The sequence below is a fragment of the Arthrobacter sp. MDT2-16 genome, assembly GCF_054510925.1.
Genome location: NZ_JBTNDP010000009.1, coordinates 97,856 through 118,520 on the forward strand (window position 1 = coordinate 97,856; position 20,665 = coordinate 118,520).

The following is a 20,665-nucleotide window of genomic DNA, read 5'->3' on the forward strand; positions in this document are numbered from 1 at the left end:
CGGAAAACCTTGCGGTCCACAACCCCCTGCCTCGAAGGCCCCTGCATCGGGGCTGGGAGTCCGACCAGATCCTCAGCTGCGCTGCGCCCTCGCCAGGACACTGCGGGCATGGCGAAGGATCGGCTCGTCCACCATGCGACCCTCGAACGTGAAGACCCCGCGCTCGTGCTCGGCCGCCGCCAGGAGCGCTCGGGCCCGCTCCACCTCGGCGTCGTCGGGCGCGAAGGCGGCACGGACCGCAGCGACCTGCCCCGGGTGGATGCACGCCTTCGCCGAGAAGCCCGACGCGACGGCGTCGTCCGCCTCGTCGGTGAGCCCTTCGGTATCGGCGATGTCCACGTACACGGCATCGATGCAGCCCACACCTGCCGCACCTGCCGCCAGCAGCACCTGTGAGCGCGCCTGGAGTGCAACGGCACGATAGGTCCCGGCAGGTGTCCTGCTCGAGGTGCCCCCGAGGGAGGCCACGAGATCCTCCGCGCCCCACATGAGGGCGACGACGCCCTCGGTGGCCGCGATGTCCACCGCGTTCACGACGCCGCGGGCGGTCTCGCACAGCGCGATGACGTCCACGTCACCGAGCACGTCCCGGACCGCTGCGACGTCCTCGGGGACCTCTGTCTTCGCGAGCATCACCGTGCGATACGCGGTGCCGCGGACGGCCTCGCAGTCGAGGGCGAAGTCGGGGGTTCCGACGGCGTTGAGCCTCACCACCGTGTGATGCCGGGACAGCGCGGCCTCGGCGAGCGCGCCGCGCGCGGCGGGTTTCGCGGCCGGCGCGACGGCGTCCTCGAGGTCGAGGATCACGGTGTCGGAACGGTCGGCGGCTTTGGCGTACCGTTCGGGACGGTCCGCGGGACAGAAGAGCAGGGCCGGCCCCAGGACGATGGCGCTCACGAAGGCACCGACTGCCGCGCCGTCGAGGACCACATGAGCACGCTGCGGGTCGCCGTCGCCACGATGTCCCCGTGCTGGTTCCGCCCGGTGTGGGCCATGGTCACGACGCCCTGCCCCGGGCGGGACGACGACGGCCGGACACCGGTGATCTCCGTCTCGGTGTAGAGGGTGTCACCGTGGAACAACGGCTTCGGGAAGGCGACGTCGGTGAGTCCGAGCTGCGCCACGATGGTGCCCTGCGTCAGCTGCGAGACGGACTGCCCGACGAGCGTCGCGAGGGTCAGCATCGAGTTCACGAGCCGCTGCCCGAAGGGCTGCCCCGCCGACCACGCGGCATCGAGGTGCAGTGCCTGCGTGTTCATCGTCAGCGTCGTGAACAGGACGTTGTCCGCCTCCGTGAGGGTGCGGCCGGGACGGTGCGCATACACAGCGCCGACCTCTAGCTCGTCGAAGTAGAGCCCGCGCTGCTCGATGACCGGGCGCTCCGGCAGGGAACTGGTCACGCAGCCGCTTCCGCGAGATCGATCCGCAGCCGCGCTCCGGTGGCAGCGACGACGTCCTCGACGCCCACACCGGGAGCGGTCTCACGCAGCACGAGACCTTCCGGTTCGACGTCGATCACGGCGAGATCCGTGATGATCCGGTCCACACAGCCCTTGCCGGTCAGCGGCAGCGAGCAGGCCTCGACGATCTTCGGGCGACCGGCACGGTCCACGTGCTCCATCATGACGATCACGCGCTTGGCACCGAACACGAGGTCCATCGCACCGCCCATGCCCTTGACCATCTTGCCCGGGACCATCCAGTTGGCGAGATCGCCGTTCTGCGCGACCTCCATGGCCCCGAGGACGGCGACGTCCACGTGCCCCCCACGGATCATGCCGAACGACGATGCGGAGTCGAAGAACGCCGCCCCGGCGTTGGCCGTGACGGTCTCCTTGCCCGCATTGATGAGGTCGGGGTCCACCGCGTCCTCCATCGGATACGGGCCGACGCCGAGGATGCCGTTCTCGGAGTGCAGCACCACCTCCACGCCGTCGGGGATGTAGTTCGGGATCAGCGTGGGCATCCCGATGCCCAGGTTCACGTACTGGCCGTTCTGGAGTTCCTGGGCGACTCGAGCCGCGAGTTCGTTCCGGGTCAGTGCCATGCTCATGCTCCTTCGGGTGCGTTGACGCCGGCCTGCGGATCGGGGGAACCATCGAGGGACACGGTGCGCTTCTCCACGCGCTTCTCCACGCCGGGCGCCACGACGACGCGCTGCACGAAGATGCCCGGCGTGTGGATCTCCCCGGGGTCGAGCTCGCCGGGCTCCACGAGTTCCTCGACCTCCGCGATCGTGATCGCACCGGCCTGGGCGCACAGGGGGTTGAAGTTCATCGCGGTGGCGTGGAAGACGAGGTTGCCGTGGCGGTCGCCCTTCCACGCGTGCACGAGCGCGTAGTCGGGCCGCAGGGACTCCTCGAGCACGTAGTCGACGCCGTCGAAGGACCGCACCTCCTTGGGCCTCGAGGCGACGGCGACGTTGCCCTCGGTGTCGTAACGCTGGGGAAGGCCCCCCTCGCTGACCTGGGTGCCGACCCCCGCCGTCGTGAAGAACGCGGGGATGCCCGCACCGCCCGCACGGAGCTTCTCGGCGAGGGTGCCCTGCGGGGTCAGCTCCACCTCGAGCTCGCCCGAGAGGTACTGGCGCGCGAACTCCTTGTTCTCGCCCACGTAGGAGCTGACGGTACGGCGGATGCGGTGGTCGGACAGCAGGATGCCGAGACCCCAGTCGTCCACACCGCAGTTGTTGCTCACCGTCTCGAGCTCCGCCGTCCCCTGCGCGTGCAGGGCGTCGATGAGTGTCACCGGGATGCCGCACAGTCCGAATCCGCCGACGGCGAGGGACGCGCCGTCGGGGATGTCCGCGACGGCCTCCGCCGCACTGCCAACCACCTTGTCGATCACTGCTTCTCCTTCGTGTCGCCGCTGCCGAACCCGCCGACGGCCTGGTCGGACCGGCCTAGAGGCCGAGTTCCCTCGCGATCAGCATGAGCTGGACCTCCGTGGTCCCCTCACCGATCTCGAGGATCTTCGAGTCACGGTAGTGCCTCGACACCACGAACTCGTTGATGAAACCGTAGCCGCCGAAGATCTGCGTCGCATCGCGTGCGTTGTCCATGGCGGCCTCGCCGGCCACGAGCTTCGCGATGGAGGCCTGCGTCTTGAACGGCTTGCCCGCGAGCATGCGCGAGGCGGCGTCGTAGTAGGCCAGGCGCGCGGTGTGCGCACGGACCTGCATACGGGCGATCTTGAACTGGATGGACTGGTAGGCACCGATGGTGCTGCCGAACGCCATGCGCTCCCCCGCGTACCGGATGGACTGCTCCACACAGCCCTGCGCGGCGCCGGTCGCGAGCGCGGCGATGGCGATCCGGCCCTCGTCGAGGATCTGCAGGAAATTCGCGTAGCCCCGGCCGCGTGTGCCCAGCAGGTTCGCCTCGGGGACCCGGACGTCCCGGAGGGTGAGCGGGTGGGTGTCCGATGCGTTCCAGCCCACCTTGTTGTAGGCCTTCTCGGCCGTGAAGCCCGGCGTGTCCGAGGGGACGAGGATGGTGGAGATCTCCTTCTTCACCGTGCCGTCCGGCCGCTGGGAGGTGCCGGTCACCGCGGTGACGGTCACCAGCGAGGTGATGTCGGTCCCCGAGTTCGTGATGAACTCCTTGGTGCCGTTGATCACCCATTCGGGACCGTCGGCGCCCTGCTCGAGGGTGGCCGTCGTCTTGGTGCCCGAGGCGTCGGACCCGGCCTCGGACTCGGTGAGGCCGAAGCCGCCGAGGGCCTGGCCGGCGGCGAGGGAGGGCAGCCACTGCTGCTTCTGCTCCTCGGTGCCGAAGCGGTAGACCGGCATGGCCCCCAGCGAGACACCGGCCTCGAGGGTGATGGCCACCGACTGGTCGACGCGTGCCAGCTGCTCGAGCGCCAGGCACAGCGCGAAGTAGTCCCCGCCCATGCCCCCGTACTCCTCGGGGAACGGCAGACCGAACAGGCCCATGTCCCCCATCTGCTTGACCACCTCGTAGGGGAAGCTGTGCTCGGCGTCGTGCTTGGCGGAGACGGGTGCCACGACCTCGTCGGCGAACTCGCGGACGGTGTCGACGAGGTCCTGGTACTCCTCGCTCAGTTCGAAATTCATGCTGCGCTGCCTTCCGTGGAGATGGTTGCCGGGCCGCCCTCGGGGGCGGCTTCGATGGTTGCGAGGATCTGCTGTGCCTTCACGAGGTCCCCGGGCTTCAGGGACAGGCGGACGACGCCGGCGAGCGCGGCGGTGAGCTGGTGTTCCATCTTCATGGCCTCGACGGCCACGAGGACGTCCCCCGCCTCGACGACGGCGCCGTCCTCGACGGACACGGACACCACGGTGCCCGGCATGGGGCTGCGGACCAGCGGGTCGGCCGATCCTTCCGCTCGTGAGATGCGGGACAGGGCGGCGTCGAGCAGTTCGCGTCGGCCCGGTCGACGCACGCGGGCGGACCACCCGGCGTCGCCCAGCCACACGGTGTCGCCGTCCACCCGGTAGGAGCGGCGGGATCGCACACCGTCGATGGTCGCTCCGCCGGCGTCGACACCGACGGTGTGGGTCGCGCCCTCGATCGTCGCCTCCCATGCCCCGTCGGTGCGCAGGAGCCGGACCGGGGTCGTGGACCCGTCGGCCTCCAGCGTCACCATCCGTGGTCGGGGTGTGCCGAGCCTGAACCCGTCACCGCGGTGCCAGGGCGAACCGCCCGGGACCGCCTCGAGCCCGGCCTCGACGAGCAGCACGGCAGCGAGGGCGAGGTCCTCCGCGCCGAGGTGACGGAAGGCGAGGGCCGGGAGCTTGCGCTCGATCAGGGTCGTGTCGAGCCGGGCTGCCCTTACGTCGTCGTCGTTCACGAGGAGGCGGAGGTATTCGATGTTCGTGTCCACGCCGAGCAGCACGGTGCCGGCGAGCGCGGCGTCGAGGCGGTCGAGAGCCTCGCGCCGGTCCGCTCCCCAGGCGATGACCTTGGAGAGCATCGGATCGTAGGACGACGAGATCGTGCCACCGGGCAGCAGCGAGCTGTCCACGCGGATGCCCTCACCGGTCGGCTCGGCGAGCGCCAGGACGGTCCCGGTGGATGGGAGGAACCCGGCCTCGGGGTTCTCGGCGTACACGCGGGCCTCGACGGCGTGACCGGTGAGGACGACGTCGTCCTGCGTGAGCGGCAGCGGCTCACCGGCGGCGATGCGGATCTGCCATTCGACGAGGTCGACGCCGGTCACGAGTTCCGTGACGGGGTGCTCCACCTGCAGGCGCGTGTTCATCTCCATGAAGAAGAACTCGTCGGGTGCGGCGTCGGACACGAGGAACTCCACGGTCCCGGCGCCGGTGTAGTCGACGCTGCGGGCCGCGGCGCAGGCCGCCTCGCCGATGCGGCGGCGTGTCGGCTCGTCGAGCAGGGCCGACGGCGCCTCCTCGATGACCTTCTGGTGCCGACGCTGCAGCGAGCACTCGCGCTCGCCGAGGTGGATGACGGAGCCGTGGCCGTCGGCGAGCACCTGCACCTCGATGTGGCGGGGACGTTCGATGAGCCGCTCCAGGAACAGGGTGTCGTCGCCGAACGCACGGGCCGCGACGCGCCGGGCGGTGGCGAGCACGTCGGGGAGGTCCTCGGCGCGGTGGACGGCGTGCATGCCCTTGCCGCCGCCGCCGGCGGACGGCTTGATGAGCAGGGGGAAGCCGACGTTCACGGCGGCGCGGACCAGGTCGTCGTCGGACAGACCCGGTTCGGCGATGCCGGGGACCACGGGCACGCCGAAGCCGGCCACGTGGTTCTTCGAGCGGATCTTGTCCCCCATGACGTCGAGCGCGTGCACGCTCGGACCGATGAACACGATCCCGGCGTCGCGCAGTGCGTCGGCGAAGGCCGCGTTCTCACTGAGGAACCCGTAGCCGGGGTGGACCGCGCCCGCTCCGGTGCGGCGGCAGGCCTCCACGACCGCGGGGATGGACAGGTAGCTCTCCGACGGCGCCGCGGTACCGATGCGGATGGCGACGTCCGCCTCGAGGACGTGCCGGGCACCGGCGTCGGCGTCGCTGTACACCGCGACGGAGCGCAGGCCCAGGGCCCGGACGGAGCGGATCACGCGGCAGGCGATCTCGCCGCGGTTGGCCACCAGGACGGTGTCGAAGGCCCACGGGGTCGTACCGGGGGTGGAATCGGAGATCATCGGGTCACATCCGGAAGAGGCCGAAGGAGGTATCGGGCAGGGGCGCGTTGGCGCAGACATCGAGCGCGAGGCCGAGCACGGTGCGGGTGTCCGCGGGGTCGATCACGCCGTCGTCCCACAGGCGCGCCGTCGAGTAGTAGGGGTTGCCCTGCGCCTCGTACTGGTCGCGGATCGGCGCCCTGAACGCCTCCTCCTCGTCGGACGGCCACTGTTCGCCGCGCGCCTCGAGCTGGTCCCGCTTGACGGTGGCGAGCACCGACGACGCCTGGTTGCCACCCATCACGGAGATGCGGCTCGCCGGCCACATCCACAGGAACCGGGGCGAGAACGCCCGGCCGCACATCGAGTAGTTGCCGGCCCCGAAGGACCCTCCGACGACCACGGTGAGCTTCGGCACGCGCGCGGTGGCGACGGCGGTGACCATCTTGGCGCCGTTCTTCGCGATGCCGCCGGCCTCGTAGTCCTTGCCCACCATGAAACCGGACAGGTTCTGCAGGAACACCAGGGGTACGCCGCGCTGGTCGCAGAGCTCGATGAAGTGGGCGCCCTTGAGTGCGGACTCGCTGAACAGCACGCCGTTGTTGGCGACGATGCCCACACGGTGTCCGTGGATGGTCGCGAAGCCGGTGACGAGGGTGGTGCCGTACTCGCGCTTGAACTCGTGGAACAGGGAACCGTCGACGATCCGCGCGATGACCTCCCGGGCGTCGTAGGAGGCGTTGACGTCGACCGGCACGGCGCCGTAGAGCTCGTCGGGCGCGACGGCGGGTTCGAGGACGGGCGTCTGCGCCGCCGTCGTCGGCAGGGCCGGCGGCAGGGTGGCGATGATGTCGCGGACGATCTCCAGCGCGTGCTGGTCGTTCTCGGCGAGATGGTCGGTGACGCCGGAGATCCGGGAGTGGACGTCGCCGCCACCGAGCTCCTCCGCCGTGACCACCTCGCCGATGGCTGCCTTCACGAGGGGCGGGCCGCCCAGGAAGATGGTGCCCTGGTTCCGGACGATGACGGTCTCGTCGCTCATGGCCGGCACGTAGGCACCACCGGCGGTGCAGCTTCCCAGCACGGCCGCGATCTGCGGGATCTTCCGGGCCGACATGGTGGCCTGGTTGTAGAAGATCCGGCCGAAGTGGTTCCGGTCGGGGAAGACCTCGTCCTGCCGCGGCAGGAAGGCCCCGCCCGAGTCGACGAGGTACACGCACGGCAGGTTGTTCTCGAGGGCGATTTCCTGTGCCCGGAGGTGCTTCTTGACCGTCATCGGGTAGTACGTCCCGCCCTTGACGGTGGCGTCGTTGGAGAGCACGAGGACGTGGCGGCCGTGGACGAGCCCGATCCCGGCGATGACGCCTGCGCCCGGGCACTCGTCGTCGTACATCCCGTTCGCGGCCAGGGGCGCGATCTCGAGGAAGGGGCTGCCGTCGTCGAGCAGGTGGTCGATGCGCTCACGCGGCAGGAGCTTGCCGCGGGCGATGTGCCGGTCGCGGGAGCGTTCGGGGCCGCCCAGGGCTGCCGTGGCCAGGCGACGGCGGAGGTCGCCGACCAGTTCCGCCTGGGCCGCCGCGTTCGCGGAGAACGCCGCCGAGAGCGGATCGACCTTCGATGCCAGAGTCTCCATCGACTACTTCCTCGCGCTGTTCAGTTAGCATTCGCTAACCGAACTCAGGTTAGTGGTCATTAACCCGGATGTCCATGACAATGAGGGGAGGAATCCCCCGGCGGACGAGAAGGACCGACATGGAGGCGTCACCCACCGCGGTCCCCGTGACCGGTCGAAGCATCGCGAAGGCGAGCCGTCGGGCAGCGCTGCTCGACGCCGCCGCCCAGCTCTTCGCCGACCGCGGCTACAACGGCGTGTCCATCGAGGACCTCGGTGCCGCCGCCGGCGTCAGCGGTCCGGCCGTCTACCGGCACTTCACCGGCAAGCCCTCCGTCCTCTCCGCCCTCCTCACCGGGGTCAGCGAGGACCTGCTCGAGGGTGGCCGTGCCGTCGCGGCCGGGGCGCCCTCCCCGGAGGAGGCCCTGCGCGGGCTCATCCGGTTCCAGGTGGAGTTCGCCCTGAACAACGCGGACGTCATCCGCGTCCAGGACCGTGATCTGGGTTCCCTCCCGCACGACGACCAGCGCGCCGTGCGGTCGCTGCAGCGCAGCTACGTGCAGGTGTGGGTGGACGAGCTCGGCGCCTTCCTGCCCCGAACGGACCGGGCGCTGCTGCGGCGCAAGGTGCACGCCGTCTTCGGCCTCATCAACTCGACCCCGCACACCACGCGCCGCACCACCTCGCCGCGCGAGCTCACGCTGCTCCGCGACCTGCTGCAGGACATGGCGTGGGCCGCCCTGACCGCATGACGCAGCCGACGTGCGCAGGACCGCCTAGTACGCTGAACAAAGGAATCCGCCGCGCAGCCCGCCCGGCCCCACCGACTGAAAGTACCGCCGTGATCACGCTACGTCCCGTTGAAGCAACCGACCTCGACGAGTTCTTCTCGCACCAGCTGGACCCGAGTGCCAACCACATGGCCGCCTTCGGTGCCAAGAATCCCGCGGACCGCGGCGTGTTCGACCACCACTGGCAGGACATCCTCAACGACCGCCGGATCACGGTGCGGACCATCCTGTCCGACGGCGCGGTGGTGGGCAGCATCCTCGCCTACCACGACGACGACGCCCCGGAGATCAGCTACTGGGTGGACCGCGCCCGCTGGGGCCAGGGCATCACCACGGCCGCCGTGGGCCAGTTCCTCGCCGAGGTCACCGAGCGGCCCATCCGGGCACGCGCCGTGGCCGACAACGCGAGTTCCATCCGCATCCTCGAGCGCTGGGGCTTCCGGCAGGTCGGCGAGACGCAGGGCTTCGCCCCCGCCCGTGGCGCCGTGGTGCGCGAGCTCATCCTCGAACTGGCGTGACCCTGTAGGACGGCCGCCGGCGGCGGAACGGCCCGGCTCCCCGTCCGCCCGCCGGACGCCCCGGCCGGACGGTTGACAGATTGGTAACCGAAGAGTTACCAATAGGGGGTGGATCCGTTCGCAGCCCTCGCCGACCCCGTACGCCGTGAGCTCCTTCGCGCGCTGGCAGCAGGCCCGGCCCGGGTGGTCGATCTCGCCGCCGCCCAGCCGATCAGCCGCCCCGCCGTCAGCAAGCACCTCCGGCTGCTCACCGAGGCCGGGCTGGTCTCGGTGGAGGACCACGGCCGCGAGAGGCACTACGTGCTCGAGGGCGCCGGTCTCATGCCGGTGGCCGACCTGCTCGACGAGCTGCGACCTCCACCACCGTTCGGCGAGGCGGCCTTCGACGCGCTCGATCTCGAGGTCCGTCGTACCGTCCGCGAACGGAGCCCGGACCATCGCAGGAACGATCACCAGGAGGACAGCGCATGAGCACCACCACCCCGTTCGGCCATCGCGAGACGCGCGACGGCGCCGAGCAGATCGTCTTCACCCGTTTGTTCGCCGCCCCGCTCGACGACGTCTGGGCAGCCTGCACCGAGCCGCAGCGGATGCAGCGGTGGATCGGTACGTGGAGCGGCGATCCGGCCTCCGGTGAGGTCTCGTTCCGGATGACAGCCGAGGGCGACGACGTGCCCGAGGAGGTCTACCTCGTGGAGGCCTGCGAGCCGCCGCACCGCTTCGTGGTACGCAGCCGCGAGGGCGCTTCCTTCTCCCCCGACGGATCCGGCCCGCGCGTGACCTGGCAGCACACCCTGGAGCTCAGCGAGGCGGACGGATTGACGACCCTCACGTTCACGCAGGTCATCCCCGACGGGCCGGTGGGAGCAGACATGGTCGGGAGTGTCGGCCCCGGTTGGGACTACTACCTCGATCGCCTCGTCGCCGCGGTCGGCGGTGCCGACCCGGGCCGGATTCCGTGGGAGCCCTACCTCGAGCGCTCCGAGGGCTACCGCGACCTCTTCTCCTAAGGCACCGGGGTGTGCCGAGGTCGTGGGACACGGCAGTCCAGCGTCCGCCCCTATGACCCGAGCGTCACACCATCGTGAGGGCCATGGCCGGATTCCGGAGGATCGTCCCCACGTCCGCGAGGAAGCGCGACCCCTGCTCACCGTCCACGAGCCGGTGGTCGAAGGACAGGCTGAGCGTCAGCACCGAGCGGAGGGCGACGGCGTCCTGGTACTCCCACGGCATGCGACGCACGGCTCCGACCGCCAGGATCGCGGCCTCTCCCGGATTGAGGATCGGTGTTCCCGCATCGATCCCGAAGACGCCGATGTTGGTGATCGTGATCGTCCCGCCGGACAGGTCCGCCGGGGAGGTCTTCCCCGCCCGCGCGGTCTCGGTCAGCGCCGTGAGGGATCGTGCGAGGTCCGCGAGCGCCAGGGATTGCGCGGCCCTGATGTGCGGTACGAGCAGGCCGCGCGGGGTGGCGGCGGCGATGCCGAGGTTCACGTCCGCGTACTGCACGATCTCCTGCGTCGCCTCGTCCCACGACGAGTTGAGGCTCGGATTGCGTTGGAGCGCGATGCACACGGCCTTCGCCACGATGGTCAGCGGTGTGACCCTGATCCCCTCGAACGTGCGGGTCTGCTTCAGCTCCGCCAGCAGGTCGATGGTCGGCGTGACGTCGATGGTGAGGAACTCGGTGACGTGCGGTGCCGTGAAGGCGCTCGCGACCATGGCGGCGGCCGTGTGCTTCCGCACCCCCCTGATCGGGATACGTGTCTGACCCGCTGCCGGATGTGCAGCCTGGCGCGGGTCCGGCGATGAGGCCTGCGACGGGAGGGACGGCGCGGACGACGATGCTCCAGCACTGCCCTCGATCCCTGCCAGGGCGGCGAGGACGTCGGCCCGCGTGATCAGGGCACCGGGACCGGTGCCCTGCAGTCCGTCGAGCGGGATGCCCAGGTCACGCGCGAGCTTGCGGACGGGAGGAGTGGACCGCGGGCGCTCGGCGAGCACGCGGCCGGAGGGTGCCGGCGCGACGGCAGCCGGCACCGGTGACGGGATCTGCGCCATCACGGCAACCTGTGCCGAACCGGCCGGCGCCATCGCAGGCGTCGATGGCGGAAGCACGCGGTGGCGACGCTGCGGACGCCCGCCCTTCTCGATCGCCGCCCCGTAGCCCACGAGATTCGGTTCGCGCTTCGCAGGTACCTCGTCGGCGACGGACGGGCCGGGAAGCACCGCACGCACGGCAGGACCGTGTTCACCTGCCGCGGGGACGCCGCCGTCGTACTCCCCCGCCACCGCGAAGGAGACGATCGGTGCTCCGACATCGACGGTGGTCCCGGCCGGCTCGTGGAGGCGGACGACGACGCCGGCGTAGGGCGAGGGCAGTTCGACCACGGCCTTGGCGGTCTCGACGTCGGCGATGATCTGGTTCAGCTCCACGGTGTCTCCCTCGGCGACGTGCCACTGCACGATCTCCGACTCCGTGAGCCCCTCGCCGAGGTCGGGCAGGCGGAACTCGCGGACGGTGGTCGAGGTCGTGGCCGTCACTGTGCTGCTCCTTGGGGGGTGGGCGCGCCCTCGAGCCCGCTCAGGGAGTTCGGTCGGCGCATCACGCGGTCCACACCGTCGAGGATCCGGTCGAGGTCCGGGAGGTGGTGGAACTCGAGCTTGGAGTACGGGTAGGGGATGTCGAAGCCCGTGATGCGCACGGGGGCGTGCTCGAGGTAGTCGAAGCACCGCTCCGTGATGCTCGCGGCGATCTCCGCACCGAGTCCGCCGGACTGCGCGGCCTCGTGCGTGACGACGAGCCGGCCGGTCTTGCGGACGGACGCCTCGACGGTCGCGAAGTCGATCGGGGCGAGCGACCGGAGGTCGATGACCTCGATCGAGGTGCCGTCGTCGGACGCGGCGACGGCGGCGTCGCGGGCGGTCGGCACGAGCGGGCCGTAGGTCACGAGCGTGACGTCCGTCCCCTCGGTGACCACGCGTGCGGCCCCCATGTCCGACGACGCCGGATCCGCTGCCTCGTCCACCTCGCCCTTGACGTGGTAGCGGCGCTTGGGCTCGAAGTACAGCACGGGGTCGTCGCTGGCGATGGCCTGCTGGATCATCGTGTAGGCGTCCTGCGGGTTCGAGACGCTGACCACGCGCAGGCCGGAGGTGTGGGTGAAGTACGCCTCGGGCGACTCCGAGTGGTGCTCGGGCGAGCCGATGCCGCCGCCGAAGGGTACGCGGATGGTGATGGGCATCTTCACCGCGCCCTGCGTGCGGTAGTGCAGCTTCGCCACCTGGCACACGATCTGGTCGAACGCCGGGTAGATGAAGCCGTCGAACTGGATCTCCACCACCGGGCGGTACCCGCGGTAGGCCATGCCGACGGCGGTGCCCATGATGCCGGCCTCGGCCAGTGGGCTGTCGAGGACGCGGTGCGGGCCGAAGTCCTTCTGCAGCCCGTCGGTGATCCGGAAGACCCCTCCGAGCTTGCCGATGTCCTCGCCCATGAGGACCACCTTGGGGTCGTTGTCCATGGCGCGGCGCAGGCCTGCGTTGATCGCACGGCCGAAGGTCATGGTGGACATCAGCGGGGTCCTTCCTGCGGTGCGGGGGTGAAGGAGGCGAGGTAGCGCTCGTAGTGGTCCTGCTGGCGCTCCAGCCAGGAGTTGGGCTCGCTGTAGACGTGCCGGAAGACGTCCGACGGCGCCGGTTCCGGCATCGAGAGGCAGCCCTCGCGCAGTTCGGCGGCGACGGCGTCGGCCTTCGCCTTCACCGCGTCCGTGTAGTCGGCCTCGAGCAGGCCGCGCGAGTCCAGCAGCGTGGCGAGCCGCGCCAGCGGGTCGCGGGCCGCCCAGTCCTCGAGCTCGTTGGCGTCGCGGTAGCGGGTCGGGTCGTCCGCCGTCGTGTGCGGTCCCATGCGGTAGGTCACGGCCTCGATGAAGGTGGGTCCGCCGCCCGAGCGTGCCCTGGCGAGGGCCTCGCGGGTCACGGCCAGGCATGCGAGGACGTCGTTGCCGTCGACCCGCACCGAGGGGATGCCGAAGCCGGGAGCGCGGCGCGCGATGGGCACGTGGGCCTGCAGCCCCACCGGCTCCGAGATGGCCCAGTGGTTGTTCTGGCAGAAGAACACCACCGGCGCCTGGTAGCTGGCGGCGAAGACCATCGCCTCGTTGACGTCGCCCTGGCTCGTGGCGCCGTCGCCGAAGTAGGTCACGGCGACGGCGTCGGCGCCGTCGTTGAGGATGCCCATGGCGTAGCCGGTGGCGTGGAGGGTCTGCGCCCCGATGATGACCTGCGGCGTCGCCATGTTGATGGTGTAGGGGTCCCAGCCCGAGGAGGCGTTGCCGCGCCAGACGCGCAGGATGTCCGCGAGGTCCACCCCGCGGCAGTAGGCGACGGCGTTCTCGCGATAGCTGGAGAAGACGAAGTCGTCGGAGCGCAGGGCCCGGCCGGATCCGATCTGCGCCGCCTCCTGGCCGAGCAGCGGGGGCCAGAGCGCGAGCTCCCCCTGGCGCTGCAGCGCGGTGGCCTCGGCGTCGATGCGCCGCACCACCACCATGTCCTCGTAGAGCTTCTGCAGGGCGGGGCCGTCGACGTCGGCCACGAGGGCGTCGTAGTGGTCGTGCGGGTGCCGGACGCCGGAGGAGTCGATGAGCTGGACCGGCCCGTCCGCGCCGGGGCGGGAGGGTCCGGGGTGGACCGTACCGCCCGTCTGTCCGGCCGTTTCCCCGGGGGCCTCGACCCTCTCCTCGGATCCCGATCCCGGCAGGATGCCATCCTGAGCCATTGCACGCAACCTTCGTCCTCGCAGGCGACCCTCCGCCGGCCTGTCAGCACGGCGGGAGGGGCTCCGGGCGCCTTTACCCTGAGTGAGTGTGACCCTACTCACAGGGAACAGGTGGCACAACCGTTGTCGCTTGGACTGAGCAGATTGCACTATTCGGGCGCGAACGGGCGTGTTAGCGTTGCGCACTATGCAACCCCTGGACCTCACCGACACACGCCTGCTGCAGGCGATGGCCAAGGACCCCCGGCGCACGGTCGTCGCCCTCGCGCAGAAGCTGGGGCTGTCCCGGAACACCGTCCAGGCACGGATGGCGCAGCTCGAGAAGAAATCGGTCTTCCTCTCGTTCGAGCGGCGCATCAACACGGCGTCGCTCGGCTATCCGCTGACCGCGTTCATCCACGTCCACGTGCAGCAGCAGAAGCTGGCGGCCATCACGCGGAGCATCGCGGCGGTGCCCGAGGTCATCGAGGCCTTCGGACTGACGGGCCAGGCCGACATCCTGGTGCGGGTGGTCGCCGTCGACGCCGAGGACCTCTTCCGCATCAACGGCAAGATCCTCGCCTGCGACGGCGTGGAGCGGTGCGACACCTCGCTCGCGATGGGCGAGCTCATCCCGTTCCGCGTGGAGCCGCTGCTCGCCCGCGGTCCCCGCACGGCGCCCTGAAGCGTCCGGCCTCCACGCACGAGGCCGCCCCACCGCGAGGGTGGGACGGCCTCCTGTCGGCTCGAGGAGCCGATCCGATCAGTGGTCGGTGGCCTTCTCGGCGCCGACGCCGGTGAGCGAGCGTACCTCCATCTCGGCCTGCTTCATCGGGTCCTCCTCGGTGCGGGACAGGACGGTGCCCAGCCAGCCGAGGAAGAACGCCAGCGGGATCGAGACGATGCCCGGGTTGCTGAGCGGGAACACCGAGAAATCCGCCCCCTTGATCATCGACGTCGCACCGCCGGAGACCACGGGCGAGAGTGCGATCAGCAGGATGGCCGAGCCGAGCCCGCCGTACATGCTCCAGATGGCGCCCTGCGTGTTGAACTTCCGCCAGAAGAGGGAGTACAGGATGGTGGGCAGGTTCGCGCTGGCCGCCACGGCGAAGGCGAGCGCCACGAGGAACGCGACGTTCTGCCCCTGTGCTCCGATGCCGCCGGCGATCGAGAGCAGGCCGATGACGATCACCGTGCGGCGTGCCACCTTCACCTCGCCGTCGGGGTTGACCTTGCCCTTGCGGATGACGCTCGCGTAGATGTCGTGGGCGAAGGAGGCGGCCGCCGTGATGGTCAGCCCCGCGACGACCGCGAGGATCGTGGCGAACGCGACCGCGGAGATGAGTCCGAGCAGGATCGACCCGCCGAGCTCGTAGGCCAGGAGCGGAGCCGCCGAGTTGACGCCGCCGGGTGCGGCCTTGATGCGGTCCGCGCCGATCAGCGCACTGGCGCCGTAACCGAGGACGAGCGTGAACAGGTAGAACGCGCCGATGAGCCAGATGGCCCAGACCACCGACCGGCGGGCCTCCTTGGCCGTGGGCACCGTGTAGAAACGCATCAGCACGTGCGGCAGGGCTGCCGTGCCGAGCACCAGGGCCAGCGCCAGGGACAGGAAGTCCAGGCGCGTGGTGGCGCTGACGCCGTACTGCAGGCCGGGGCTCGTGATCGCGGCGTTGCCGGAGGTCTCGATGGCCGCGCCGAGCAGCGTGGAGAGGTTGAAGCCGTGCAGCGCCAGCACCCAGACGGTCATGATGAACGCTCCGGCGATCAGCAGGCACGCCTTGATGATCTGCACCCAGGTGGTGCCCTTCATGCCGCCGATCAGCACGTACATGATCATCAGGACGCCGACCACCGTGATGACCACGGACTGGCCGAGGCGGTCGTCGATCCCGAGCAGGAGCGAGACGAGGCCGCCCGCGCCCGCCATCTGGGCGAGCAGGTAGAAGAAGCAGACCGCCAGCGTGGTGATGGCGGCGGCGATGCGGACCGGGCGCTGCTTGAGGCGGAAGGACAGCACGTCCGCCATCGTGAACTTGCCGGTGTTGCGGAGCAGCTCGGCGACGAGCAGCAGGGCCACGAGCCACGCGACGAGGAATCCGATCGAGTAGAGGAAGCCGTCGTAGCCGTTGATGGCGATGGCGCCCACGATGCCGAGGAACGACGCCGCGGAGAGGTAGTCGCCCGCGATGGCGGTGCCGTTCTGTCCGCCGGTGAAGGACCGGCCGGCGGCGTAGTAGTCGGCCGCCGTCTTGTTGTTGCGGCTGGCCCGGAGCACGATCACCAGGGTGATCGCGACGAACAGGCCGAAGATGGCGATGTTCAGCAGCGGCGAGCCCACGGTGGTGGTCTCGGCGGTCTGGAGCGGCACGCGGACGGCCGCGCTGGGGAGAATGCTCACTTCTTGTCTCCTGCGGGGTCGATGAAGGCTTCGGGTGCCGCTTCCTCGAGCTCGTGCCGCAGCTCTGCGGCGATCGGGTCGAGGCGCCTGTTGGCGTAGCTGACGTACCACATGGTGATGGCGAAGGTGCTGACGAACTGCAGCAGCCCCAGGATGATGCCGATGTTGATGTTGCCGAAGACCGGCGTGGCCATGAACTCGTGCGCGTAGTCGGCGAGCAGCACGTAGGCGAAGTACCAGAGCAGGAAGAACACTGCCATGGGGAAGACGAAACTGCGGTGGCGCTTGCGCAGTTCCCTGAACTGCTCGGTCTGCTGGACTTCGGTGAAGTCCACGGCAGCACCGGAGCCGGCGGCCGGCCCTATCGGGTGCGAACCCATGATTCCTCCTTCTCGGGGAGTCACCCGGGCACGGAGCGGCGAGGACGGCCGCGCAGGAGGGCACGCCGGTGTGACTCCCATCACTCTGCGGCACCACGGCGGCGCGGTGCCACGTCCGCCATGCCGCGCATCGGTGAGCGTACAGCGGGGTGCGCCGAACGGTCCCGGAGCGCGACGAACGGCACGGTCGGGGGCCCGACGGCGGACGATACGCTGGGACCATGTTCAGCGCCGCCGTCGACACCGCACTGGTGTGCGCCGTGGCCGTCATCACCCTCGCCGTCGTGGCCTCGCTCGGATTCCGGCTCTCGCGCTCCTACCGGGACCTCGGCTCCGACGCCGACCGCGCCACCTACGCCACCCTGCACACGGCGGCCCTCGCCTCGGAGCACCTGCGCGAGGGCCTGACGCCGTCGGGTGCCTCGAAGGCCAGCCGGCACCTGCGGGGGCTCCTGCGGTGCGACATCCTCATGATGAGCGACGACGCCGGCGTCCTGGCGTGGGACGGCGGGCGGGGCACCCCGCCGGACGTGATGCCGCTCGTCCGCCGGGTCCTCGAGAGCGGCCGCACGCAGATCGTCCGGCGCCAGCGCCTCGAGGACGCGGGCCTGCCGGGCCTCGGCGAGCTGGTCCTCTCCCCCGTCCGCGTGGACGACCGCGTGGTGGGTACGGTCGGCGCCTTCGCCGGCGACGTCAACGCCGGGCTCGTCCGCGCCACCAACGAACTCGCCGGGTGGGTGTCCACGCAGGTGGAACTGGCGGAACTGGACTCCTCCCGCCGGCTGCTCGCGGAGGCGGAGGTCCGGGCCCTGCGCGCGCAGATCAGCCCGCACTTCATCTACAACTCGCTCAACGCCATCGCGTCCTTCATCAACACCGATCCGCAGCGGGCCCGCGAGCTGGTGGTGGAGTTCGCCGACTTCACCCGCTACTCGTTCCGCCGCCACGGCGACTTCACCACGGTGGCCGAGGAACTGCGCAGCATCGACCGCTACCTGCTGCTCGAACGCGCGCGGTTCGGGGACCGCCTCCGGGTCAGCCTCGAGATCGGTCCCGAGGTCCTCAGCACGGTCATCCCCTTCCTCAGCCTCCAGCCCCTCGTCGAGAACGCGGTGCGCCACGGCCTGGACTCGAAGGACGGCGTCGGGAACATCACCATCACCGCGCACGATGTCGGCGCGTTCGCCGAGGTGACCATCGAGGACGACGGCGTGGGGATCGACCCCGACCACCTGCGCTCGGTCCTCGCCGGACACACCGAGGACGTGCACGTTGGCCTGCGGAACGTCGATTCGCGCCTGCGCCAGGTGTACGGCGACGACCACGGACTCGTCATCGACACCGCCCCCGGCGCCGGGACGCTCATCACCATGCGCGTGCCCAAGTCGCAGCCCGATCACCGGGCATGAACCGCGTAACCTAGGACGCATGGTCAATGTTGTCATCGCCGACGATGAGCTCCCCGCCGTCGAGGAACTGGCCTTTCTGCTCGGCAAGGACGCCCGGATCGGCACCATCCACCGCGCCTCCAGCGGGGCGCAGGCCCTGCGGGCCCTCGAGCAGCACAGCGTCGACGCCCTGTTCCTCGACATCCACATGCCGTCCCTGTCCGGGCTCGACATCGCCCGGGTCATCTCCCGCTTCGCGCGTCCACCCGCCGTCGTGTTCGTCACCGCCGACGAGGACCGCGCCCTCGAGGCTTTCGAGCTGCGCGCCGTCGACTACCTCCTGAAGCCCGTGCGGACCGAACGCCTCGCGGAATCAGTGCGGCGCGTCTGCGAGCTCATGGAGGGCTCGACGCCGGCGCCGGAGGTCATCACCGTGGACCAGGGCGGCGTCAGCCGGATGATCCGGCGCGACGACGTCCGCTACGTCCAGGCTCAGGGCGACTACGCGCGCCTGCACACCGCCGAGGCCAGCTACCTCATCCGCATCCCGCTCAGCGACCTCGAGCGCCAGTGGGCCGAGGCCGGGTTCCTCCGCACGCACCGCTCCTACCTCGTCGCCATGGACCAGGTGCGGAAGGTCCGGATGGGCGCGGGCCGTGCGAGCCTGTTCGTCGGGGACGCCGAGCTGCCGGTCAGCCGGCGGCACCTGCCCGACGTCCGCGAGAAGCTCGAGGCCACGCGCCTCCGCCCGAGCTCCTGACGGCGGGCAGGGTGCAGCGCGCAGGCCGGCGGTCGGCCCCTTCCGGGCGCCCGTGATGGAGGAGCAGTCCGACGTCCCGCGCCGCGTGCGGGTCACGGCGCCGAGGACGGCGGCCCGGGCCACCGGGGCGTCCTTCCCCGTGGCCCGCGAGATGGCCGAGCAGTCCGAGGTGGGCCAGCTGTTCGTCGAGTCCCTCATCCGGTCGCAGCTGCGCCTGGCGCTCGTGGTCGCGGGCGGCTTCCTGGTCATCCTCATCGGGATCCCGGTACTGCTCACGGTCTTCCCCGACATCGACGGCGTCACCGTCCTGACCGTCCCCGTCCCCTGGCTGCTCCTCGGCCTCGGGGTCTACCCCCTCGTCATCGGGTGCGCCGTCCTCTATGTGCGCAGCGCGGCCCGCAACGAGCGGCGCTTCCAGGACCTCGTCGACGATGACTGACGCGCTCGACGACGGCCTGCTGCAGCTGAGCCCGGCCGTGGGCTACACGGCCCTCGTCCTCGTGTCGCTCAGCACCGTGCTCATCGGTATCTACGGGCTGCGCATCTCGCGGACCACCGGGGACTTCTACGTGGCGTCCCGCACCGTGCGTCCGTGGTGGAACGCCTCGGCGATCGGCGGCGAGTACCTCTCGGCGGCCAGCTTCCTCGGCATCGCCGGGCTCATCCTCGTCTCCGGGGTGGACGCCCTGTGGTTCCCGATCGGCTACACCGCCGGCTACCTCATGCTGCTGCTGTTCGTCGCCGCTCCCCTGCGCCGTTCGGGCGCCTACACCATCCCCGATTTCGCCCAGGCCAGGCTCGACTCCCTGCTGGTGCGACGCGTGACGAGCCTGCTCGTCGTCGTCGTCGGCTGGCTGTACATCGTGCCGCAGCTGCACGGGGCGGCCCTGACGGTGCGCATCACCACGGGCCTGCCCGCCTGGGCGGGGCCGCTGGCCGTCGTCGTGGTGGTGTGCCTGAGCGTGGTGACCGGCGGGATGCGCTCCATCACCTTCGTGCAGGCCTTCCAGTACTGGCTGAAGCTGACGGCCCTCGCGGTCCCCGTGGCCTTCATCCTGTTCCGCCTCGGCGCCGACGGCGGGGCCGTTACGGCCGGTGGCAGCGCGTTCACCGCGGACCTCGACACCGCGGCGGACGCCTCGCTGTACGGCACCATCTCGCTCGTCATCGCACTGCTGTTCGGGACGCTCGGCCTGCCCCACGTGCTGGTCCGCTTCTACACGAACCCGGACGGCGCGTCGGCGCGGAGGACCACCCTGATCGTGCTCGGCCTGCTCTCGGTGTTCTACCTGTTCCCCACGGTGTACGGGATCCTCGGCCGCATCCACACGCCCGAACTCGCCGCGGCCGGAGCAGCCGACGCGACCGTCCTGCTGCTCCCGGGGCGCATCTTCGACGGCGCCACGGGCGATCTCCTCTCCGCCCTCGTGACGGCCGGGGCCTTCGCCGCGTTCCTCTCGACGACGAGCGGCCTCGTGGTGTCGCTCGCCGGGGTGGTCAGCCAGGAGTTCTTCCACGGCAGCGTCAGGGGCTTCCGGAGCGCGGCCCTGCTCTCGGCGGTGGTGCCCCTCGGAGTCGCGCTGATGACCGACAGCCTCGCCCTCGCCGGCAGCGTGGGGTCCGTGTTCGCCTTCACGGCGTCCACGATCTGCCCGCTGCTGCTGCTCGGCATCTGGTGGCGGGGGCTGACGGACGCCGGTGCCATCGCGGGCATGCTCACGGGCGCCGTCCTGTGCGGCGGGGCGATCACCGCGACGGCGCTGCTGGGACCGGGGGCGGGCGAGCGGTGGGTCTGGCTGGGTCAGCCGGCCCTGTGGACGGTGCCGGCGGCGTTCCTCACCATGGTGCTCGTGTCCCGCGCGACGGCGGGACGGCGGCCCGCGTCGGCCTCACGCGTGCTGGCGCGGTTGCACACGCCCGAGCCACGCTAGCGTCGGGCGCGGCGTCCGGT

21 protein-coding genes are annotated in these 20,665 nt (G+C 70.6%); 9 read left to right on the plus strand and 12 right to left on the minus strand.

What is annotated here, in order from left to right; genetic code table 11:
* Positions 1 to 72: 72 nt before the first annotated feature.
* The 7 genes from ACX80N_RS15330 to ACX80N_RS15360 are packed head-to-tail and all read right to left on the minus strand — an operon-like array spanning position 73 to position 7,741.
* Complete coding sequence (locus tag ACX80N_RS15330) at positions 73 to 930, minus strand: HpcH/HpaI aldolase/citrate lyase family protein (RefSeq protein ID WP_459340080.1); 858 nt, start codon at positions 928 to 930, stop codon at positions 73 to 75.
* On the minus strand, positions 894 to 1,400 hold the full coding sequence (locus tag ACX80N_RS15335; protein ID WP_459340081.1) for a MaoC family dehydratase: 507 nt from the start codon (positions 1,398 to 1,400) through the stop codon (positions 894 to 896). Before ACX80N_RS15335 ends, ACX80N_RS15330 begins: the two co-directional genes overlap by 37 nt.
* Positions 1,397 to 2,047, minus strand: a complete 651-nt coding sequence (locus tag ACX80N_RS15340; RefSeq protein WP_459340099.1) for a CoA transferase subunit B — start codon at positions 2,045 to 2,047, stop codon at positions 1,397 to 1,399. Before ACX80N_RS15340 ends, ACX80N_RS15335 begins: the two co-directional genes overlap by 4 nt.
* Before the next feature lie 2 nt (positions 2,048 to 2,049).
* On the minus strand, positions 2,050 to 2,847 hold the full coding sequence (locus ACX80N_RS15345; protein ID WP_459340082.1) for a CoA transferase subunit A: 798 nt from the start codon (positions 2,845 to 2,847) through the stop codon (positions 2,050 to 2,052).
* A gap of 55 nt (positions 2,848 to 2,902) precedes the next feature.
* On the minus strand, positions 2,903 to 4,075 hold the full coding sequence (locus ACX80N_RS15350; RefSeq protein WP_105031537.1) for an acyl-CoA dehydrogenase family protein: 1,173 nt from the start codon (positions 4,073 to 4,075) through the stop codon (positions 2,903 to 2,905).
* Positions 4,072 to 6,129 (minus strand): acetyl/propionyl/methylcrotonyl-CoA carboxylase subunit alpha, encoded by a 2,058-nt coding sequence (locus tag ACX80N_RS15355; RefSeq protein WP_459340083.1) that lies wholly within the window; start codon positions 6,127 to 6,129, stop codon positions 4,072 to 4,074. The genes ACX80N_RS15350 and ACX80N_RS15355 overlap by 4 nt, the downstream gene beginning before the upstream one ends.
* Positions 6,130 to 6,133: 4 nt before the next feature.
* Positions 6,134 to 7,741, minus strand: a complete 1,608-nt coding sequence (locus tag ACX80N_RS15360; protein ID WP_459340084.1) for a carboxyl transferase domain-containing protein — start codon at positions 7,739 to 7,741, stop codon at positions 6,134 to 6,136.
* 119 nt (positions 7,742 to 7,860) lie between these two features.
* Between ACX80N_RS15360 and ACX80N_RS15365 the strand changes: the two genes are divergently transcribed.
* From ACX80N_RS15365 to ACX80N_RS15380, 4 genes are all read left to right on the plus strand, one after another.
* Entirely contained in the window at positions 7,861 to 8,472 is a 612-nt protein-coding gene (locus ACX80N_RS15365) for a TetR/AcrR family transcriptional regulator (RefSeq protein ID WP_105031534.1), read from the plus strand.
* Positions 8,473 to 8,561: 89 nt separating this feature from the next.
* Positions 8,562 to 9,029 carry a GNAT family N-acetyltransferase gene (locus tag ACX80N_RS15370; RefSeq protein WP_459340085.1) on the plus strand — a complete coding sequence of 156 codons (468 nt, stop codon included), beginning with the start codon at positions 8,562 to 8,564 and terminating at the stop codon, positions 9,027 to 9,029.
* A gap of 108 nt (positions 9,030 to 9,137) precedes the next feature.
* Positions 9,138 to 9,500 carry an ArsR/SmtB family transcription factor gene (locus ACX80N_RS15375; protein ID WP_459340086.1) on the plus strand — a complete coding sequence of 121 codons (363 nt, stop codon included), beginning with the start codon at positions 9,138 to 9,140 and terminating at the stop codon, positions 9,498 to 9,500.
* On the plus strand, positions 9,497 to 10,039 hold the full coding sequence (locus ACX80N_RS15380; protein WP_459340087.1) for an SRPBCC family protein: 543 nt from the start codon (positions 9,497 to 9,499) through the stop codon (positions 10,037 to 10,039). Before ACX80N_RS15375 ends, ACX80N_RS15380 begins: the two co-directional genes overlap by 4 nt.
* A gap of 64 nt (positions 10,040 to 10,103) precedes the next feature.
* On the opposite strand, the gene ACX80N_RS15385 is transcribed toward ACX80N_RS15380, so the two are convergent.
* The 3 genes from ACX80N_RS15385 to pdhA are packed head-to-tail and all read right to left on the minus strand — an operon-like array spanning position 10,104 to position 13,806.
* On the minus strand, positions 10,104 to 11,573 hold the full coding sequence (locus ACX80N_RS15385) for a dihydrolipoamide acetyltransferase family protein (RefSeq protein WP_459340088.1): 1,470 nt from the start codon (positions 11,571 to 11,573) through the stop codon (positions 10,104 to 10,106).
* The gene (locus tag ACX80N_RS15390; protein WP_105031529.1) at positions 11,570 to 12,604 is read right to left on the minus strand and encodes an alpha-ketoacid dehydrogenase subunit beta; all 1,035 of its coding nucleotides are present in this window, start codon (positions 12,602 to 12,604) and stop codon (positions 11,570 to 11,572) included. The genes ACX80N_RS15385 and ACX80N_RS15390 overlap by 4 nt, the downstream gene beginning before the upstream one ends.
* Positions 12,604 to 13,806 carry a pyruvate dehydrogenase (acetyl-transferring) E1 component subunit alpha gene (gene pdhA / locus ACX80N_RS15395; RefSeq protein ID WP_459340089.1) on the minus strand — a complete coding sequence of 401 codons (1,203 nt, stop codon included), beginning with the start codon at positions 13,804 to 13,806 and terminating at the stop codon, positions 12,604 to 12,606. The genes ACX80N_RS15390 and pdhA overlap by 1 nt, the downstream gene beginning before the upstream one ends.
* 187 nt (positions 13,807 to 13,993) lie before the next feature.
* Here pdhA and ACX80N_RS15400 point away from each other — a divergent pair, with 187 nt between their 5' ends.
* A complete protein-coding gene (locus tag ACX80N_RS15400; protein WP_105031528.1) occupies positions 13,994 to 14,470 on the plus strand; it encodes an Lrp/AsnC family transcriptional regulator in 477 nt (158 codons plus the stop codon).
* Between the two features lie 78 nt (positions 14,471 to 14,548).
* On the opposite strand, the gene ACX80N_RS15405 is transcribed toward ACX80N_RS15400, so the two are convergent.
* Positions 14,549 to 16,156, minus strand: coding sequence for a solute symporter family protein (locus ACX80N_RS15405; RefSeq protein ID WP_105031669.1), 1,608 nt, complete (start codon positions 16,154 to 16,156; stop codon positions 14,549 to 14,551).
* 26 nt (positions 16,157 to 16,182) lie between these two features.
* Complete coding sequence (locus tag ACX80N_RS15410; protein ID WP_105031527.1) at positions 16,183 to 16,566, minus strand: DUF485 domain-containing protein; 384 nt, start codon at positions 16,564 to 16,566, stop codon at positions 16,183 to 16,185.
* 221 nt (positions 16,567 to 16,787) lie between these two features.
* On the opposite strand from ACX80N_RS15410, the gene ACX80N_RS15415 reads away from it, so the two are divergent.
* From ACX80N_RS15415 to ACX80N_RS15430, 4 genes are read left to right on the plus strand one after another with little or no spacing between them, the layout of a single operon-like run.
* The gene (locus tag ACX80N_RS15415) at positions 16,788 to 17,975 is read left to right on the plus strand and encodes a histidine kinase (RefSeq protein WP_459340090.1); all 1,188 of its coding nucleotides are present in this window, start codon (positions 16,788 to 16,790) and stop codon (positions 17,973 to 17,975) included.
* A 19-nt stretch (positions 17,976 to 17,994) separates the two neighbouring features.
* Entirely contained in the window at positions 17,995 to 18,714 is a 720-nt protein-coding gene (locus ACX80N_RS15420; protein ID WP_105031525.1) for a LytR/AlgR family response regulator transcription factor, read from the plus strand.
* A 55-nt stretch (positions 18,715 to 18,769) separates the two neighbouring features.
* Positions 18,770 to 19,153, plus strand: coding sequence for a DUF485 domain-containing protein (locus ACX80N_RS15425; RefSeq protein WP_105031524.1), 384 nt, complete (start codon positions 18,770 to 18,772; stop codon positions 19,151 to 19,153).
* Between the two features lie 25 nt (positions 19,154 to 19,178).
* Positions 19,179 to 20,645: a sodium/solute symporter gene (locus ACX80N_RS15430; protein ID WP_459340100.1), complete on the plus strand. Its 1,467-nt coding sequence runs from the start codon at positions 19,179 to 19,181 to the stop codon at positions 20,643 to 20,645.
* Positions 20,646 to 20,665 lie beyond the last annotated feature (20 nt).

Excerpts from the sequence above, each read along its gene's own strand:
- ACX80N_RS15380 (WP_459340087.1), top strand. The coding sequence starts at position 9,497 with ATGAGCACCACCACCCCGTTCGGCCATCGCGAGACGCGCGACGGCGCC.
- ACX80N_RS15410 (WP_105031527.1), bottom strand. The coding sequence starts at position 16,566 with ATGGGTTCGCACCCGATAGGGCCGGCCGCCGGCTCCGGTGCTGCCGTG.
- ACX80N_RS15365 (WP_105031534.1), top strand. The coding sequence starts at position 7,861 with ATGGAGGCGTCACCCACCGCGGTCCCCGTGACCGGTCGAAGCATCGCG.
- ACX80N_RS15400 (WP_105031528.1), top strand. The coding sequence starts at position 13,994 with ATGCAACCCCTGGACCTCACCGACACACGCCTGCTGCAGGCGATGGCC.
- ACX80N_RS15425 (WP_105031524.1), top strand. The coding sequence starts at position 18,770 with ATGGAGGAGCAGTCCGACGTCCCGCGCCGCGTGCGGGTCACGGCGCCG.
- ACX80N_RS15355 (WP_459340083.1), bottom strand. The coding sequence starts at position 6,129 with ATGATCTCCGATTCCACCCCCGGTACGACCCCGTGGGCCTTCGACACC.
- ACX80N_RS15350 (WP_105031537.1), bottom strand. The coding sequence starts at position 4,075 with ATGAATTTCGAACTGAGCGAGGAGTACCAGGACCTCGTCGACACCGTC.
- ACX80N_RS15390 (WP_105031529.1), bottom strand. The coding sequence starts at position 12,604 with ATGTCCACCATGACCTTCGGCCGTGCGATCAACGCAGGCCTGCGCCGC.
- pdhA (WP_459340089.1), bottom strand. The coding sequence starts at position 13,806 with ATGGCTCAGGATGGCATCCTGCCGGGATCGGGATCCGAGGAGAGGGTC.
- ACX80N_RS15360 (WP_459340084.1), bottom strand. The coding sequence starts at position 7,741 with ATGGAGACTCTGGCATCGAAGGTCGATCCGCTCTCGGCGGCGTTCTCC.
- ACX80N_RS15420 (WP_105031525.1), top strand. The coding sequence starts at position 17,995 with ATGGTCAATGTTGTCATCGCCGACGATGAGCTCCCCGCCGTCGAGGAA.
- ACX80N_RS15415 (WP_459340090.1), top strand. The coding sequence starts at position 16,788 with ATGTTCAGCGCCGCCGTCGACACCGCACTGGTGTGCGCCGTGGCCGTC.
- ACX80N_RS15340 (WP_459340099.1), bottom strand. The coding sequence starts at position 2,047 with ATGGCACTGACCCGGAACGAACTCGCGGCTCGAGTCGCCCAGGAACTC.